Source organism: Pseudoalteromonas sp. NZS11_1, assembly GCF_015864275.1.
Classification (GTDB): domain Bacteria; phylum Pseudomonadota; class Gammaproteobacteria; order Enterobacterales; family Alteromonadaceae; genus Pseudoalteromonas; species Pseudoalteromonas arctica.
The window spans coordinates 46398-64914 of the sequence record NZ_JADYXK010000020.1; the positions used below are offsets into that span (position 1 = coordinate 46398).

The window sequence follows — 18517 nt, forward strand, 5'->3', positions numbered from 1 at the left end:
CTTGGCATAACTTACACAAAACGCATATACTGTACACTTATACAGTATATGCGTTTTAGGTTGTGTTATGTTTGTTATTCCCATTTATATAGAAGCAGGCGTGTGTGGTTTTGAATCCCCCGCAGCGCAGTACACCGAGCTAGGTGTAACCCTTGATGAGCTTTTAATAAAGCATCCAGATGCTACGTTTATTGGTATTGCATCGGGTAACTCTATGCAAGAAGTCGGAATTTTTGAAGGGGACTTATTAGTTATCGACCGTGCAGAGCCTGCAGAAAATGGTGACGTTATTGTTGCTAACTTAAATGGTCTTTTTGTATGCAAACTACTTGATAAAACCAATGCACGGCTGCTTTCAGCTTCTTCTTTACATAAGCCTGTACAACTAACCTCTGCAGACGAGTTTCAGCTAGAAGGCGTAGTAACGCTATCAATAAGAATGCACAGGCAAAGCCCAGAGTTACTAAAATGTATGCCTTAGTTGATGCTGTGTCATTTTATGCCAGTGCCGAAAAAGTATTCGACCCTGCTATTCGCTCCAAGCCCGTGGTTGTACTTACCAATAACGATGGCTGTGTATGCGCTATTTGTCCTATTGCTCGGCGCTTAAATATTCCTAAATTTGGCCCGTACTTTAAAGTTAAGCATTTACTTGAGCAAAACAACGTTGTTATTCGCTCTAGCAATTACGAGCTTTATGCTGATTTAAGCGACAAGATGATGAATATTATTGGCCGCTTTTGCGATACACAGCACATATACAGTATTGATGAATCGTTTTTGCACTTTAATGGCTACACATCGTTAATTAAAGACTGGCATGAATACGGCCATACAATAAGGCGCACAGTATGGCGCGAAACAAAGCTTCCTGTAGGTGTTGGTTTTGGCCCGACCCCTACTTTAGCAAAAGCTGCTAACCACGCCGCTAAAAAGCTCAGTGGTTTTAATGGCGTAGCAGTAATAAATAGCGAGCAAACTCGCCAAGCTATTTTACAAAGAATGAGCTGCGAAGATGTGTGGGGAATAGGCCGGCGACTAGCTAAAAAGCTTAAAATAATGAATATACACACCGCTTGGGATCTTGCTCAGCAAAACCCTAAAGCAATGCGCCGTGCATTTAGTGTGGTTATTGAACGTACAGTAAGCGAACTTAACGGGATAACATGTTTAAACTGGGATGATGTACGACAAGACAAGCGAGAAATTTATTCAACCCGTAGTTTTGGAGAGCGCATATGCGAGCCAACAGCCCTTAAAACAGCGCTAATTAACCATGTAACCACAGTGGCTAATAAACTAAGAGAGCAACGCTCGCTTACTCACCAGCTTTATATTTTTGCAGCCAGTGGCGCGCACGAAAACAGATATTATAAAAAGTCGTTTGTGTATAAGTTCCCCTCACCCACTAACGACACCTGCGTGATGGCTAATGCTGTATCTGAGGTATTTAATAATATTTACCAACCGGGGATCCGATTTTATAAGTGTGGTGTGGGCGCGGTAGAGCTAATATCAGAACAGTTTCAGCAAAATGACTTATTTAATAAGAGCCCTGATAATCCAAAGCTTATGCAATGCCTAGATACAATTAACAATCGATACGGAAAAGGGATGCTCAGCCTTGCAAGCAGTAAATTAAATGACCGATGGCACATGAACCGTGATTTTTTATCGCCGCAGTACACTACGCGTTGGCGCGATATCCCTAAAATATACTGCGAATGATTTACTACTTACTAGATGCTTTATTTGCTCTCGTCTGCTTTTTTAAATGTGCACTCTACACTAGGTTCGCTTAATGTATATTTTAGTGTGTTATCAGCTAAAAACTTGATACTTTGACTGATTGTTTTTTCGTTTGCAGGGTTTTCACAACGGCTCATTCTTAAACCGTTTTCAAGGCCATCACTTTTATATTTAAGCGTACTGGTTATAAAACAAAAGTTTGGTTTTTTAATAGTGCGAGTACCATTGTGGAGCGATCCAAATACAATTTGTTCTCCAAGTTTAAAACCTGCACTTAAATCACTTTCGTCTGTCAAACTCAAATCGCTATTAACGCATAACCCTGAATTGGTCGACACAACTTCGTATGCCCCCAGTTTTGACTTTAAAAACGGTATAAATCGTGTTTTATTACTCGGCTCAGAAAAAGCATTTGCACTTGTAAAAGCGACAGTTAATAAAGCGAGTGTTAAATATTTCATTTCGTGGGTGTATCCTCGTGAGTCAGCGTGTTAAATAATAGCAAAATGCCTAATCACTTAGCTTTTATAACTTTTAACAACTATAACAGAGATTTACTATAAAAGGAGAGAAGTCGTATTACAGGAGCGAGCGCGTGAGTAGGACGCGGAAGCTTTGCTCGGTTTTTACTTATTCTTACATGGATGTAAGCCATTAGAATAACCCAGGAGCAGTTGTCGAGCCCACTAGTTTACAAATTTCGCGCCGCGATTAAATCCTTCTTGGATTGAACAAATTCAACCACCAAAGGTAAACATGCCCTAGATACTCATTACGAACCATTTTGTTGTTAAGCACTTTATTTAATACGTACTTAAACAACAAAACGATTTATACCAATGCGCTTAATTGTAAGGGTAAATTGAACTCATTAGATTGTTTAACTAGTTATACGAATTGGTATTTATTTTATTGCCAGTACTTTGCAAATAATAAAGGGTAGCTTTGCTTTAAAAACTTAGGTTTGTCTTTAAAACGTTTACCTTTGGGTTCATCACTGCCAGATGGGATAAACGGCAATTCGTCTTCGTTACGTTCTTCAAATAATAAACCGGCTATTAAGTCGTACTCATCAATGTACGGATAAGGCTGCTCGTTTAAGTAATAAACAGGTGTACACTGCGCTATAGAATCAGCATTTTCTAAGGCGTTTTCGAATACTGTTTTACCGCGCGAAATTAACCAACATCTAAATTCGCTAAAGCCGTAATCGTCGTTACATCCGGCCATCACAAAGGCGGCACCAAACAAATCCCAGGTAAAACACTTGCGCATATGTATGCCAAAATGCTTATCAAAATCAATAAGGTGCTGATCGCTTAAATCATTAAGTTTAGTTTTTAGGTTATCGCTCACACTTTGCGGATCGAGCCCTAAATCAGGCGTTGTTACTAATTCCCAAAAAGCCTGTTCTGTTAACGCTGCCATTATAAAATCTCTTTTACTCGGCCAACTTGACCATCTTCTAAACGTACTTTAATGCCGTGTGGGTGATTTGGTGATTTTGTTAAAAGGCGCTCAACAACACCCTCAGTTAATGTGCCGCTGCGTTGATCTTCTTTTAATACAATATTTACTGTGGTACCTGGTGATATTTGCGAACGCGTAGGAACAGCCATAATTTAAACCCTAAAAATAATTTATCTAATTATAACGTCCATGTGCTATCAAACCAACAAAAGCTCTGTTAATTGGCGGAAAATGAAATATGTGCTGGTTTTGCGTTCAACTTAATACTCGTAAGCTCTTTGAGTATTATATTTGTTAATTCGTTAAGTTGCGGTTTTGCACTTTCAAGGGCTATATCATCATTAAAATAGCACTGTACTTTTAACGTATTGGCCTCGTTATTTAAATCAATGGTATGCGTTAGATAATCAAAACCAATTACGCTTTCTTTTATTGCCTCGCATGCATTAGTAAGTGCTAGTCGAATGTGCTTATCGCGCTGCTTTTGAGTTTTAGTCATAAATATAAAGGTTACTTATTTAGTCTGGGCTTGTTGCTGTTTTTTAAACTCTTCGTAGTTAGAGTCTTGTTTATCTAGGCATTCGTAATATTCTTTGTCGGCTTTATAGTTACACTCATCAAGGCGCGCCGATTGAACTTCATGAAAACGCGCGTCAGAGCTACAACCAGCTAAAACACATAATCCAATAATAAGTAATGCGCTACTTTTTAGTTTATTGATAAACATTAAATTTCCTTACACTTTCTATATCGAAAAAGCGTTAAATTATTACAATATTATTGTATATTAGCGCCATAAAATCTTAATTTCCAAAGGATCTATTTCTATGATGTCGCAGTTACAAAAGTTGTTTCAGCGTATAGACAAAAGCAAGATATTTCAATCATTTGTTATAGCTGTAATTATTGTTTCTGCCCTGACAGTAGGTGCGCACACTTACTCACTACATCCTACCGTAGAGCTTGCTCTAAATTGGATGGACGTTGGCATTACCGCATTCTTTTTAATTGAGCTAGTAATCCGCTTTATTGCAAGTAAAGGCATAAAACACTTTTTTTCTAAAGGATGGAACATATTCGACACCATCATAGTATTGGGCAGTTTATATCCTGCTGCTGGCTCTACTATGTTAATTGCTCGATTACTTCGCATATTTAGAGTGTTACGATTGGTATCGATGATCCCAGAGCTGCGCTTATTGGTTAACTCATTGCTTAAAGCAATTCCACAAATGGGTTATATAGCCCTATTAATGTTTGTTATTTTTTATATATACGCTGCAATGGGCAGCATGATGTTTGCTGAAATAAACCCCGTACTTTGGCAAGATGTTTCAATCTCCATGCTTACTCTGTTTAGGGTGGCAACATTTGAAGATTGGACCGACATAATGTACGAGACAATGGCGGTGTACGAACTAAGCTGGATTTATTACCTTACGTTTATATTTTTAACCGCATTTGTATTTTTAAATATGATGGTAGGTGCCATTTTAGAAGTAATGAGTGAGGAGCACCGCAAAGCGCGAGAAGAGCTCGCAGACGACAGCTCATTACCTGCAACGCAAGGGCAAGTAAACGAACTACAATCCCAAATTGCTGAGCTTAAAGAGCTATTGAGTAACCGCAAAAACTAATCTGAGAAGAGTACTAAAGCACCCACTTAAAGTTTAAAAAGTGGGTGCAGCTTAGATATTAAACTAAACGAACATTACCAAAGAGCTTTAATTTTCCTCGTTATCAGGTTTTTCATCCGTATCTTCAAAAGAAATAACGTTATCTACTTTCATTTTAAACGCATCAAAAAATGCGTTTTCTAATACCGAAATCACAGCTTGAAAAGTCGAAACATCCGTATTATCTAATTGCCCCTCTATAGGAATACGTGCAGCAACAAGTTTAGACTCATCGTTTTCGAGTATAGAGCCCAGTAAATCAACACTGCCTTCAAATATGGCTGTAAATATTCCATCGTCATCTTTTTCTATATCTTCGCGCCACGAGAACACACTCAAGTTTTGAACGCCCGCTTTTACATAACCATTTAAGTTATTGTCTTTAGCCACCAATTCCATAGCGCCATCAATGCCACCCGCTTCAATATCAAAAGGCGTGTATACCTTAAATACAGTATCGAGGTTTTTAACAGAGAAACGCTGTACCTCTGCGTTAAAATCAAAATTGGCTTGTTTGCTAAAGGGATCTAATTTGCCATCAAACTTTAATGCGGCCTCCCCCATTAATGCACCTTCTACGTTTAGAGTAGTCACTAGTGTTTTTGATAGGTTTTGCGCGTTGGTTATATTTTCAATTCGAGCGTTGATATTTGATATAAAGGTGGGATTTTCACCACTATTCGTTGAGTTAACTAAAGTTAACTTGCCTTGCTCAATTGTTAAGGTATCAATAGAAAACAGTACTAAATTATTGGCGAGCCCTACCCAGGTAGTTTCGTCTTTTACTTGTTTATTTTGCTCAGAAGTATTGGGGTCTTTATCATAAATAACTATTTTAGGACGCGTGAACGCCATATTTGTTACTAAATTGCCCTTTAAAAGAGCTGACCACGCGAGTGAAAAATCGAGAGTTTGAATACTCAGTAAAGGCTTAGGAGCTGAAGTTGCATCAACAGCATAAATTTCAACGTCGTCAATTGCGTAGGCACCGCGATATAAAAACAAATCTACGTCACCAACATGCCCAGTAACACCTTGTGTGTGTTTTAGCTGATAATTTACGTAGTACTGCAACGCATAAGGCGCAGCTATTCTGGTCATAATAAGTAGTAATAAAATAACCGCTAATGAGTTAAACCACTTACTATGAAATACATTAAAAACCGAGCTCATTGTAATTTCCTTTACCTGATACCTAAAATGAGTATTTTAAACATGTAAAAATTACGCAAAATTGTAATAACACTACGTATAACGCATTTAAAATACTTCGTTGGTAGCCTTATTGTAGCTAAACAGGCTAATCTACGTATTGATAGCAAAGGTTATACCACTTTAAGAGTAAACGATGAATATGAAGATTCAAAAGTACGAGTAGGGAAATATTCTAAGGTAGTAAAATGTAGTATAGATTTTAAGTTTTCTGAAGAATGATGTAAATCCAGTATTTCAAATAAGACATTGCTGCAAAATGTAATTTATACAGCAATGCTTAATTGAATATAAAGCGAGTGTATCCCTTTAATTTATGAGTGAAAATGCTTGGTCAAATCTAACTGGTTTACTGAATATAAAGCCCTGGTATTTATCAATTTGTAAGCTTTGTAACAACGTTAACTGGGCTGTGTTTTCTACGCCCTCCGCTATTACTTGGCAACCAATCATATGCGACATATTAGTTACCGCTGATACAATACTTTTATCTTTTGAACATTCACAAATATTATCAATATAAGATTTATCTATTTTAATGTAATCAACTGACAGCTCTTTTAAAACCGATATAGAAGAAAACCCGGTACCAAAGTCATCAATAGAGATACGTACACCGGTATTTTTTATGGCCGTGATCACTTTTGACAAATACGGTAAATTTTTAATCATGACAGTTTCTGTTATTTCTAAATGCACATTGTATGGTTTAACTGCGTATCTATTTAAAAGCGCAACTAAAAAATCTAAAAAATTATGGTTTTCTAGTTGCAATACAGACACATTAATCGACAATCCAATCTTACTATTCACCGCATTTAACTTACTTAAACTCGCAATGGCTTGCTCTAATACAAACTCACCTAAGATATTAATTTTTCCATATCGCTCTGCAATATCTATAAATTCTGAAGGGGGAATAAATTCATCATTAAACTGCCAACGAAGTAATACTTCAAACGTCGTTATTTCATTTGTGCTTATATCAACAATAGGTTGATAACAAAGATGAAAGTCACCTTTTTCTACGCATTCTTTAATAGAACTACGAAGTACTTCTTCTCTTTTAAGCGATTCACGCATTCGCTCGTCAAATACTGATATTTCATTACGGCTTTTCTTACCTTCATACATAGCAACATCAGCGTATTTAATCGCGTCTTCAAGATTAAAATTTTCACGCGTAAAATACAGCCCAACCTTAAAAGAAGGGTTTACTTGATAGCTATCCATACTCACTGTTTTTGTTAAGGTTTTAACTAATCTAAAAACACAGTCAAAAAGTTCGTCTTCGGTGTTACTACGAGAATAAAAGATAAACTCATCTCCACCCCATCTACACGCAATAAAATCGCCTTGAGTTTGTGTTTCAACTAATCGTTTACCTGTTTGGGCCAGCACAAAATCACCAAAATCGTGACCGTATTTATCGTTGATGATTTTAAAGTCATCCATATCTAAAAATAAAACGGCTTTAATATCATCATTTTGATTGGCTAAATCAAGTTCAACATTAGAAACAAAGCTCCCCCTGTTAAACAATTTAGTTAAATTATCTTTTTGCTCTAAAAGGATTATTTGTTCGGTACGAAGTTGCACTTCGTTTTCTAAGTTTTCAATAAATTGATCTAACTTAAGTTCATTATTAATTGATGACTTTACATCTTTAGCAGAACGTACAGCGGTAACAAAACACAAAATAAACCATAAAACGAGCCCTAAAATACCTAGTACATTCTCATCTTCAATAGGCTGTAAAAGTAATAAAATACTAAAAGGAACCAATAAACAGGTTATATACGACAATGATGAACGAATATCGGAGGCTAAAACATTTACACCACCACCAGCAAGGGAGCTAAAAACAACGAGTGATATAAACTTCTCCTGCATTTGCATGTTTTCATAAAACAAAATAGGAAAAACAGCCCATGTTAAAGCCGTTAATAATAAACCTATAAAATACAGGTGATATTTAAAAGCATGGGTGTTGTTAACAAATACATGGCTAGCTATTCGAAGTAATGAAATAAATGATAACGTAAAAAGCCAGTAAAGTTTTTCTTGCGAGGCGCTGTGGTTAATACTGCTAAAAATAAGAAAACAAGAAACAACCGTGTTTATAGCAATTGCAGAACTAAAATAGGAACTAACAAATGCTAATCGCTTATTGGCAAAGTTATTTATATGAAAGGTCATTAATGTTACTTGAATAGGCTGTTGCACAATGTAAACAGTTTACTTAAGTTCAATAATAAACAACAGTGAACATTCATAAAAAAGTATTGTTTAAGCCTCTTAAGCGGTTTTATAAGCCATTAAACTAAAAAGGGCTGGCAAATTGCCAACCCCTTTTGTTAATACTGATTATACATTATACCAATTCGCTTAATTAAGTGATCTATTTTGAGGGAAGAAAAATCGTGTCGATAACAAGGCAAAGATTTCGTTATTTAGTTGTTCTATATCAGAAATATTTAACGTAGTTAGCGTCAGATTTAACCCCTCAAATTGATTAAGTATTATTGCGAATTGGTATTACTCACCATCAACAATTATGCGTAGCATACGACGAAGTGGCTCTGCCGCTCCCCATAAAAGCTGATCGCCTACTGTAAATGCGCTAATGTATTTTGGCCCCATCGCAAGTTTACGGATACGACCAACAGGAATACTTAAAGTACCTGTTACTTTAACAGGTGTTAAGTCTGTTGCGCTAATTTCGCGCTCGTTTGGAATTACTTTAACCCACTCATTATGAGACGCTAAAATTTCTTCAATTTTTTCTACGCTAATATCTTCACGTAACTTAATGGTCATTGCTTGTGAATGACAACGCATAGCGCCAATACGTACACATAAACCGTCAATAGGTACTGGTTGCTTAGAAGAACCTAAAATTTTATTGGCTTCAACCTGTGCTTTCCATTCTTCTTTAGACTGACCACTTGGCATAAGCACGTCAATCCACGGAATTAAACTGCCCGCTAATGGCACACCAAATTGGTCTTGTGGTAAGTCTTTTGACGCCATTGTTTCACTTACTATTTTATCAATTTCTAAAATAGCAGAGCTTGGGTTATCTAGTTTATCTGCAACACTTGCATGAATAGCGCCCATTTGTGCAATAAGCTCTTTCATATTTCGTGCACCAGCGCCCGACGCCGCTTGGTAAGTCATTGGGCTTACCCATTCAATTAGGTCTTGCTCAAACAAGCCGCCTAAAGCAAGTAGCATTAGTGATACAGTACAGTTACCGCCTACAAAGGTTTTTACGCCTTGCGCTAAACCTTGTTCAATAACGTCTTTGTTTACAGGATCAAGCACTATTATGCTGTCCTCACTCATACGCAGTGCTGAAGCTGCATCAATCCAGTAACCATCCCAACCCGACTCTCGAAGTTTTGGATATACCGCATTGGTGTAGTCACCGCCTTGGCAAGTAACAATAATATCCATTTTAGCAAGTTCGCTAATGTCACTTGCATCTAGCAATGGTTTTGCGTCGCCCGCAATACCAGGGCCGAGTTGCCCAGCTTGTGAGGTGGTGAAAAAGGTGGTGTCGATGTTTGCAAAATCACTTTGTTGCTGCATACGTTCTAATAACACAGAGCCAACCATGCCACGCCAACCGACTAATCCTACTTTTTTCATTGTTTGTTCCACTGTTTGATTCATAAAAGATGCCTTAATACATTAAAAATTAAATTCATTGCGTGAGATCTAATTTTCATTAACGCTAAACTAACACTCGTAGACGGCTAAAACTAGCGAATAAAACAGAACTTAAATATTTTTCATACTGAGCATAAACACAAAAAAGCTCTGTATTAAAATACAGAGCTAATAGATAGTGAAGTTTATTATTTCATTCCTTGAGTTTTATTTTAAATAAAGCTTAAAACTCATAGCTATAACTTAAACTAAACTCAGTGCCGGTGTCTTGTCCCCAAAGGGTAAGACCTTCTTGTTCAATTTCTTTTTCTTGGCCAAGCATATTCTTAACCTTAAAATTAACTTTAGAGTTAAAGTTAGGGAAGTAAGAATAAACTAAATCAACTGAGTGAAACGACTTTTCTTCTGCATCTTCATTACCACGTGTACCAGGTACAATTATACGAGGACCAAACACATTATAAATTAATGAAGTAGAATGAAATCCATCATCCGAGTCATAGCCCATTTGTAAGTTTGCAACCCACTCAGAATGACCAACTAAACGACGCTCATTGTTAGTTACAATATTCGATACTGTATCGGCCTCAAGTGCTTCTTTAAGCTGTGTTTCAAACAGTGAGTCAACACCGTCTGAATCATTAATCCCCAAATTAACACTTGAGTCAGATAGCGTGACGTTGCCTGACAAAAATGCTGAGGACCAATCTTTATTTATAAAGCCAAAGTCAGTTAAAAAATCAACTTCAATACCCGACAATTTACCAGACTGAGCATTTGCTGTTAATAACTGTGGAGATGCTCCCCCTACGCCCGCAAGCTCAACCATTTCAATTGGGTTTTCAATGTCTTTATAAAACAATGCAACAGAAAGGTTATTACCTGATGGCATATACCATTCAAACCTAAAATCTACATTTTTTAAATTAGAACTTTGTAAACTAGGTGATCCTCTCACCAGAAACTCAGTTAACGGGTCAACAAAGAAAGAAGAGCTTACATCACGTAGATCAGGGCGAATGGTTGTTTCACTTAAATTTAAGCGAAATTGCATTTCTTCATCCATGATGTACGTAACAGCTAAAGAAGGAAAAAAGTTATCTTCATTAATAGCTACATCTTGGATTTCTTGTAGCGTATTTTCAAAGAAATTAGTATGCGCTTCATAACCGACTGATACTTGAGAAAAATCTTCCCATCGAACGCCACCAGTAAAACGCCAAGTGTTTTGATAGAAGTAATCGGCCATAAAATAATAAGCATCTAATTTATGCGCTGCACTGTACTTATCACCATCAGTGGTCCCGTCATCAAAAATACCTGAGCCAGTTACACTTGCATAAAAAGCGTCATTCGCCGTGTTTTCATCAGCAAAAATATCGCTTACGTTAGAACCGAACGAGTACTCATCGCTTATACCACGGTGCGTAATGCCAAACTTCACGTTACTTGCATCACGTTTTTTTTCTGAAAAATCGCCGCCTATTTTTAACTCAAGCTCATAGCCGTCACCATAAAAAGGCATACCCATATTCCAACCAAATGTTTCAACATCGTCGTGTAATACTTGATACTCACGGGTGATATTTGTTGCAGCTACATCTTGTAATTGTTCAGATTCAAGCACGCCATCAACTAAGTTTTGCTGATAAACAACATCTAAACCACCTGGTGCATTACGGTTTGCTCGACTTAAACCGCCATACCAATCAAAAAATAAATTATTTAGCTCTGGAAAGTTGTGCGTCCCCTTAAGCTGAGTCGAAAACATTTCGCGCTCTTCGTACGTAATATCTACTCGGCGTAATTCGGTGACACCTTCTTCGGTTTCATTTGCATCAAAGTAATCGCGGTTACGTACGCGGTCACTCATGTCATGAAGTGCAATATTAGTAAGCTCAAACTTATGGTTTGAATTTAACTCATATCCTAAATTTAATGTGCCGCTCCAGCGTACATTTTGCTCAGTCGATGTACCATCGTAATACTGGGAAAAACATTTGTCTTCACAGCCTAAGCTACCAAGGCTTGAGCCGCTTTGCTCTTGAACTACTTCCCACTCGTTATCGTAAGATACGGCTGCAAGCACACCAAAAGTACCGACCTCACTTTCAAATCTATCACCTAAGGCAATAGAGAAGTTCATAGCAGGGGCAACATCCTTTTCTGAAATACCTACATCCCAATCAAGCGATTGAATCAGGTTTTTACGCTCAGCTAACGTAGTGTTTATATTGCCCTCAAGACCAGCATCACTGGTAAGCGCAGTAGTAAACACATCCGATAATGCTCGCGAACCATCATCTCGACCCATCCAGTCATCATCACCGCCACTGTAAAAGTGACCGGTATCGCTATTAGAAGTATTGTACGATGTACCCACTTGTACTTTTAATAAAAAGTCAGAAGGAATTGATTTAGTCCGAATATTTACATTACCACCACCAAAATGCGCTGGCATATCCGGTGAAAATGACTTCTGTACACTCAAGCTTTCAATAATTTCAGATGGAAATAAATCCAAAGGAACCACTGAGCGAGTAGGATCAGGACTTGGTACATACATGCTATTTAGCTGAGTACTAGAATAGCGTTCACCTAAACCACGCACATAAATAAATTTGCCATCGACTAACGTTAAACCAGTAACACGACGAAGTGCAGAGGCGGCATCGCCATCACCAGTACGTGATATTTGATCTGCACCCATAATATCAGCAACAAACGCTTGGTTTTGACGTTCTTGCAGTACCGCACCCGCACTGCCCTTTAATCGTTGCCCTACAGCAACAACTTCTTCTATTTCTTGCTCTTCTACTTGCTGCTCAGCAGCCGTGGCTGTATTTACTGATAAACCAAGTAACGCAGCCATTACAGCGTAGTTTAATTTTGATAAAGCAAGTGTAGAGGGTTTAAAAGATTTCATTTTTATACTCCGAAACAAAACAAGACATTAGCCGAGCTTTCGCTCGGCTATAATGTGGTGTGGGTTAAAGGCCTACTTTTACCCAACCTGCTGTCCAGTCTGTTTGTGCATCCATCGCACCAATGTAATCTACAGAATCAAAGTAACTATCTAAGCTTGATGAATCAAAGCCATTACCAAGTAATAACGACTCAGCAGTTGGCATATAGCCATTATCTGCAAGCCCAAGGTCAGCGGCTACTTGAACTGAATTGCCTGTTTGTCCTAAGAACCAAGATTCAACATTCCCTGTACCAATTGCTTGCGTACCAAAGTTGTTAGCGGTTTCACACGCAACGATTGAGTGAGTAACAGTTAATGTACCGTCCTCTGCTCGCGGCGCTGAATCAGAGCCTACTCGTAAACAATTTGAATAATCTGCCCCGCCTGTAACCACTACATTTTTAAGCATACCCGCAGTACCTGCACGTAGGCGGATACCATTTACACCCACATTACCAATAATTGTTACATTAGAGATAGTTGGCATTGTTAGCGGCGTTGCACTTGAATCAAACTCAGAGTTATCAGCTTCAATTGCATTGTCGCCCTCAGAGTCTGATTGTTTAATCAGTACATATTGCGCTTTACCCGTCCAACCGAATGACCAATCAAGTGAATCATCGCCTATGCTTGTTAAAACAAGGTGACTAATATTTGCAGTACCACCAAAAAATTCAACACCATCGTCTAGATTTTCATGAACGTGAATGTAATCTAGTTCAGTCTGACGACCAACACCCGCAAGTGTAATACCGTTAAGTTCATCGCCATTACCCAGCGTTTTACCCGCTTGCTTAACTGCAACATATTTTAGCGTACCTGAATTATCTTCAGGGTCATTACCACCGAACTGGCCTGCGTCACCTTCAGCAGACACACCGCAACTGGCAAGTTCTTCTGCGGTTGCTTCACCTTGTTGGTCGCCACATGAGTTAGCAGGTGCATTACCCAATAATACTAAACCGCCCCATTGACCAATCGTAGTTTCGCCGCCCGTCATATCCTGGATTGACGTCATAGTAATTGGTTGATTTACACTGCCTACCGCTTCAATTTTAGAACCACGGCGAACAACTAAGAAGTCATCACCCGACTCACCAATTAACGTTGTACCAAACTGAACATAAAGTGTTGTGTTGTCAGCGCGGTCATTACCAACGGCTGTACGTCCTTTTAAAATCCAATGCGCATCGTTAGTCAGTGTTACATCAGATGTAAATACAACATCAGAGGTTAATTGATATACAGGTTTGTCTGTAATTGTAGGGAAGCTAGCAGAAACATCTGTTGCAAGTCCTTGTGCTAATGCATTAGCAATATCGTCAGGAAAGCTTGGTGTAATAGCAACTGTCCAACCATCCATCCAATTATTATCACCATCGAATGCGCCGATGTAATTTGTTTTGGTAAAGAACGAGTCAAGCTCTGATGAATCTCCACCAGCACCTAATAAAGGTGAACCCGATTTTGGTGTAAAGCCGTCTGTCGCTAAATTAAGTGCTGAAGCCGTAAGCGTTAAGTTACCCGTTTGACCTTCAAACCAAGACTGCACATTGCCACTACCAATTGCTTGTGAACCAAAGTTATTATCTTCATTACATGCAACAGCTGAGTTTTCGATAGACAACTCACCCGATTCTGCATTAGCAGCAGAGTCTGAGCCTACACGTAAACAGTTTGAATAACCTTCAGGGCCCGTTATAACAACATTTCGTAGCACACCTGCAGTACCTGCACGTAAACGAACACCGTTAGTACCATCAGCACCTACAATTGTTACGTTAGAAATTAGTGGTTTAGTCAATGGTGTCGCATTTGAATCGAATTCTGAGTTATCAGCTTCTATTGCGTTATCACCCTCAACTGAACTTTGTTGAATATAGATATTTTGTGCACGACCCGACCAACCAAATGACCAATCGAATGCATCGTCGCCAATATCAGTTAGTACAATGTTACGAACATTAACTGTGCCACCAAAAAACTCAACACCATCATCTAGGTTTTGGTGAATTTGAATGTATTCAACTTTCGTTTGTGAACCAACACCTGCAAATGAGATACCGTTAAGTTCATCGCCATTACCCAGCGTTTTACCTGCATGTTTAACAACAATATAACGAAGAACACCTGAGTTATCATCGCTAATATCACCACCAAACTGACCAGCGTCACCTTCAGCTGATACACCACAGTTAGCTAATTCTTCTGCTGTCGTTTCACCGGTTTGATCGCCACACGAGTTAGCGGGTGCATTACCTAATAATACTAAGCCGCCCCATTGACCAATCGTTGTTTCAGCGCCTGTTACATCTTGAATAGATGTCATAGTAATTGGCGCAGTTGCATTACCATTGGCATTAATTTGTGAACCACGACGTACAACTAAAAAGTCATCACCTGTTTCACCAATTAGCGTTGTACCCGCTTGAACATATAATATAGTTGCATCTGCACGGTCATTACCAACTGCAGTACGACCATTTAAAATCCAATGTGCATCGTTAGTAAGCGTTACATCTGCTGTGAACGTTGTATCTTCAGTTAAACGGTATACTGGTTTATCTGTAATTGCTGGAAATTCACTAGAAACATCTGATGCTAAGCCTTGTGCAAGCGCGTTATCAATATCAGTAGGGAAGCCGCCATTAATACCGACAGTCCAACCTTCCATCCAGTTAGTTGATCCATCAAAAGCACCAATTTGACCATTTGCAATAAGCGGTGAACCAGCAAGTGGCGTGTAACCGTCATCAGCAAGCATAAGCTCTGCAGGCGTAAGTACTTGGTTACCATCTTGTCCTTCAAACCAAGATTGTACATCGCCACCGTTAATTACTTCACTACCAAAATTATTTGCCGTTGTTTGACACGCCACAATAGAGTTTACAATCGTTAGTGTGCCATCTTCAGCGCGAGGAACTGAATCAGACCCTACACGTAAACAGTTTTCGTAAGTAGCAGGACCCGTTACAAATACATTTTTAAGAGCGCCCGCAGTACCAGCGCGTAGACGAATACCATTATTACCTTCTGCACCGACGATTGTTACGTTAGATATAGTAGGCAGTGTCAATGGCGTGGCGCTTGAATCAAACTCAGAGTTATCAGCTTCAATAGCGTTATCGCCTACGTTAGCGGCTTGTTGAATGTAAACATTAGTAGCCGAACCCGTCCAACCAAAAGACCAATCTAGTGAATCATCACCAATGTTAGTCAGCACTACATTACTTACATTAACCGTACCACCAAAAAACTCGATACCGTCATCAAGGTTTTCATGAACCTGGATATAATCAACCTTAGTTGCAGAGCCAACACCGGCAAATGTAATACCATTTAACTCATCACCATTACCAAGCGTTTTACCTGCTTGCTTAACAAGTACATATTTTAGAGTACCTGAATTATCATCACTGATATTTCCACCGAACTGACCTGCATCACCTTCAGCTGACACGCCACAATTAGCAAGTTCATCAGCTGTTGCTTCACCTTGTTGGTCTCCACATGAGTTTGCAGGTGCATTACCAAGTAATACCAAACCACCCCATTGGCCAATTGCTGTCTCGCTACCCGTAACATCTTGAATTGATGTCATCGTAATAGGCTGGCTTGCAGTGCCTACTGATTCAATTTGTGAACCACGACGCACAACTAAAAAGTCATCACCTGATTCACCAATAATCGTTGTACCTTGCTGAATATAAAGCGTTGTACTATCTGCGCGGTCATTACCCACAGCAGTACGACCACTCACAATCCAATGTGCATCATTAGTTAGTGAAACATCAGCAATCAATGTTGTATCAGCACTTAAGCGATACACTGGTTTATCTGTTATTGCTGGAAATTCACTTGAGACATCCGTTGCTAAGCCTTGAACAAGTGCATTGTCGATATCAGCAGGGAAACCCGTAGTTGCATTTTGCGAATCATCACGCGATGATGTTTCATCTACTGTACCACTGCCACCTTCAACAACATTAGTAACTGTGTCGCCTTCATTTATTGTTGTGTCGCCTTCAGATACTACTAAGTCACCACCACAACCCGCTAATGATATTGCAGTTGCAATCAAACTAACTTTAAATAAGTCAGATAATTTCATTGTTCACTCCGTTAAAGTATTTAATTATTTTGTTAAGTGCTTTAAATAAACTCAAGTCACCTTAAAACATTAAGTAATGCTTTAAGGTCACTTGAGTTATCAGCAGCGCCTACCTTACGGTAGCTATATGACATTACAGTTACACTTTAATAAACATAAGATGACAAAGTTATTTACATAAAATTCAAGTGGTTAATTTATTAAAAACATAAAAAAACCACACTAAAAATAGTGTGGTTTGGATTTGCGATTATGAAATTATATTTAAAAGTTATTACTAAAGCTTAAAGCAGTGCCGTTCTTAATGTTTCTGCATGCACTTTTTCGCGCTTTACATATTTAATCCATTGCTGCGCTAAACGCTGTGATTTTTTATGTTTTTCGGCTTGTTCAAACGCTAAAATTGAGGCATCAAAATTTTGTAAGTTGTACTGAGCCATACCCAAGGCTACAAATGCATTTGATTCAAAATCAAGTGAGCCTTTATTAAGTGCTTTACGCGCTGCGTCGGCCGCTTCTTCATATTGCTCAGTATTAACATACACTTCAGCTAAGCGTTGGTCATACTTACCACTGGGTGATAAATCGGCTGCTTTTACAAAGTATTTTATTGATTTTTCGTCTTCTTTTGCTTGGATCATCGCCTCAGCTACAAAGGCATAGTTTTTAGCGTTTTGCTCTGCAATCCCTTTTTCAATCGCATCACTCATAACGTCTGCGGCTTTAAATGCTAAGCCGTTATATAAATACACTTGCGCTAATTGGCGTAAATCAGATTTAGACGTTAAAAAACCTTGCTGGTAAGCAGCCTCAATAATTGCTAGCTGCTTTTTTTCTTGCCCTGTTTCACCATACATACCCGATAACTGTACCCAGTACTCAGGTTTGTTATAAAGCTTTACCATACGCTCAAGTACTTCAACAACTTTGTCAGTTTGATTAAGCGAGTAATACATTGCACGCTGCAGCACTAACCAATTTTCCTTAGGGATTTTGCCTTCGCTGTCGCTTAAAGCAATCACTTGAGATATGTACTCAAGGCCTTTTTTATAATCCTTTAACTGATAGTATGTTTGAGCCCTTAACAAGTAATAGCCTTCTGTTTTAGGCTTAGTGTTAATAGTGTCCCAGTCATCTAAAAATGCAATTACCTTTTTGTAATCACTATTAGCCATTGCCAGTTGAGCCAAGCTAAACGTAGTACTTAAACGAAGTGACTCAGGAATGGCTTCCTCTGCTACGACCTTTTCAAACGAAGCTATTGCTTTTGGTAAATCGTTTTCGTTGTAATAAATAAACCCATAAAAGTTATGCATCATCGCAATTTCGTACGAGTTCATGCTTGAAGCTCGCTCTTGAATGCTATCAAGCGCTTCAAGTCCACCTTTAACATCGCCATCATCAGCGAGTTTTTGTGCACGTGCGAGTTGGCTGTAGACCTTTTCGCGAAGCGCTGGTACACGTTTTGTTTTTTGCTCTTGCTCTTGCTCAGCATATGCCGTAGCTACATTTAACCCTGGCATTAGGCTTAGGGCACTTGGTACAACAATACTTGTACTGATCGCAGCAGTACAAAATAGTGTTAATTTTAAAAATTTAGCTGTAGGTAGTAATTTCATAATCGCCTCGCATTTCTGTCCGTTTACTCGTGGTTAA

The 18517-nt window shown here is 38.6% G+C and carries 14 protein-coding genes; 3 read left to right on the plus strand and 11 right to left on the minus strand.

All coding sequences use genetic code 11. The features are described from left to right. The first annotated feature begins 67 nt into the window (after nt 1–67). Together I6F44_RS14090 and I6F44_RS14095 are read left to right on the plus strand one after the other, a co-directional pair. Nucleotides 68–481 (plus strand): S24 family peptidase, encoded by a 414-nt coding sequence (locus I6F44_RS14090; RefSeq protein WP_010552918.1) that lies wholly within the window; start codon nt 68–70, stop codon nt 479–481. Then, the gene (locus I6F44_RS14095; protein WP_197174009.1) at nt 469–1728 is read left to right on the plus strand and encodes a Y-family DNA polymerase; all 1260 of its coding nucleotides are present in this window, start codon (nt 469–471) and stop codon (nt 1726–1728) included. The genes I6F44_RS14090 and I6F44_RS14095 overlap by 13 nt, the downstream gene beginning before the upstream one ends. Before the next feature lie 20 nt (nt 1729–1748). Here I6F44_RS14095 and I6F44_RS14100 read toward each other — a convergent pair whose 3' ends face one another. The 5 genes from I6F44_RS14100 to I6F44_RS14120 all read right to left on the minus strand — a co-directional run bounded on the left by I6F44_RS14100 (nt 1749) and on the right by I6F44_RS14120 (nt 3946). Further along, nucleotides 1749–2210, minus strand: coding sequence for a hypothetical protein (locus tag I6F44_RS14100; RefSeq protein ID WP_010552920.1), 462 nt, complete (start codon nt 2208–2210; stop codon nt 1749–1751). Between the two features lie 448 nt (nt 2211–2658). Further along, complete coding sequence (locus tag I6F44_RS14105) at nt 2659–3177, minus strand: DUF4240 domain-containing protein (RefSeq protein WP_007583221.1); 519 nt, start codon at nt 3175–3177, stop codon at nt 2659–2661. Beyond that, complete coding sequence (locus I6F44_RS14110; RefSeq protein WP_007583223.1) at nt 3177–3368, minus strand: YwbE family protein; 192 nt, start codon at nt 3366–3368, stop codon at nt 3177–3179. Before I6F44_RS14110 ends, I6F44_RS14105 begins: the two co-directional genes overlap by 1 nt. Before the next feature lie 68 nt (nt 3369–3436). Then, nucleotides 3437–3718, minus strand: coding sequence for a hypothetical protein (locus I6F44_RS14115; protein ID WP_007583225.1), 282 nt, complete (start codon nt 3716–3718; stop codon nt 3437–3439). A gap of 15 nt (nt 3719–3733) precedes the next feature. Beyond that, nucleotides 3734–3946: a hypothetical protein gene (locus I6F44_RS14120; protein ID WP_197174010.1), complete on the minus strand. Its 213-nt coding sequence runs from the start codon at nt 3944–3946 to the stop codon at nt 3734–3736. Nucleotides 3947–4046: 100 nt separating this feature from the next. Here I6F44_RS14120 and I6F44_RS14125 point away from each other — a divergent pair, with 100 nt between their 5' ends. Continuing rightward, a complete protein-coding gene (locus tag I6F44_RS14125; protein WP_007583228.1) occupies nt 4047–4856 on the plus strand; it encodes an ion transporter in 810 nt (269 codons plus the stop codon). A gap of 87 nt (nt 4857–4943) precedes the next feature. Here the strand turns inward: I6F44_RS14125 and I6F44_RS14130 are convergent, their stop codons facing one another. The 6 genes from I6F44_RS14130 to I6F44_RS14155 form a co-directional block, all read right to left on the minus strand. Continuing rightward, nucleotides 4944–6068, minus strand: a complete 1125-nt coding sequence (locus I6F44_RS14130) for a DUF748 domain-containing protein (protein ID WP_197174011.1) — start codon at nt 6066–6068, stop codon at nt 4944–4946. A gap of 348 nt (nt 6069–6416) precedes the next feature. Continuing rightward, a complete protein-coding gene (locus tag I6F44_RS14135; RefSeq protein WP_231612848.1) occupies nt 6417–8306 on the minus strand; it encodes a putative bifunctional diguanylate cyclase/phosphodiesterase in 1890 nt (629 codons plus the stop codon). Nucleotides 8307–8645: 339 nt separating this feature from the next. Further along, nucleotides 8646–9785, minus strand: coding sequence for an aspartate-semialdehyde dehydrogenase (gene asd / locus I6F44_RS14140; protein WP_197174013.1), 1140 nt, complete (start codon nt 9783–9785; stop codon nt 8646–8648). 220 nt (nt 9786–10005) lie between these two features. Continuing rightward, nucleotides 10006–12708 carry a TonB-dependent receptor domain-containing protein gene (locus I6F44_RS14145; protein WP_197174014.1) on the minus strand — a complete coding sequence of 901 codons (2703 nt, stop codon included), beginning with the start codon at nt 12706–12708 and terminating at the stop codon, nt 10006–10008. A 64-nt stretch (nt 12709–12772) separates the two neighbouring features. Next, nucleotides 12773–16861 (minus strand): hypothetical protein, encoded by a 4089-nt coding sequence (locus I6F44_RS14150; protein WP_197174015.1) that lies wholly within the window; start codon nt 16859–16861, stop codon nt 12773–12775. A gap of 284 nt (nt 16862–17145) precedes the next feature. Next, a complete protein-coding gene (locus I6F44_RS14155; RefSeq protein ID WP_197174016.1) occupies nt 17146–18480 on the minus strand; it encodes a tetratricopeptide repeat protein in 1335 nt (444 codons plus the stop codon). Nucleotides 18481–18517 lie beyond the last annotated feature (37 nt).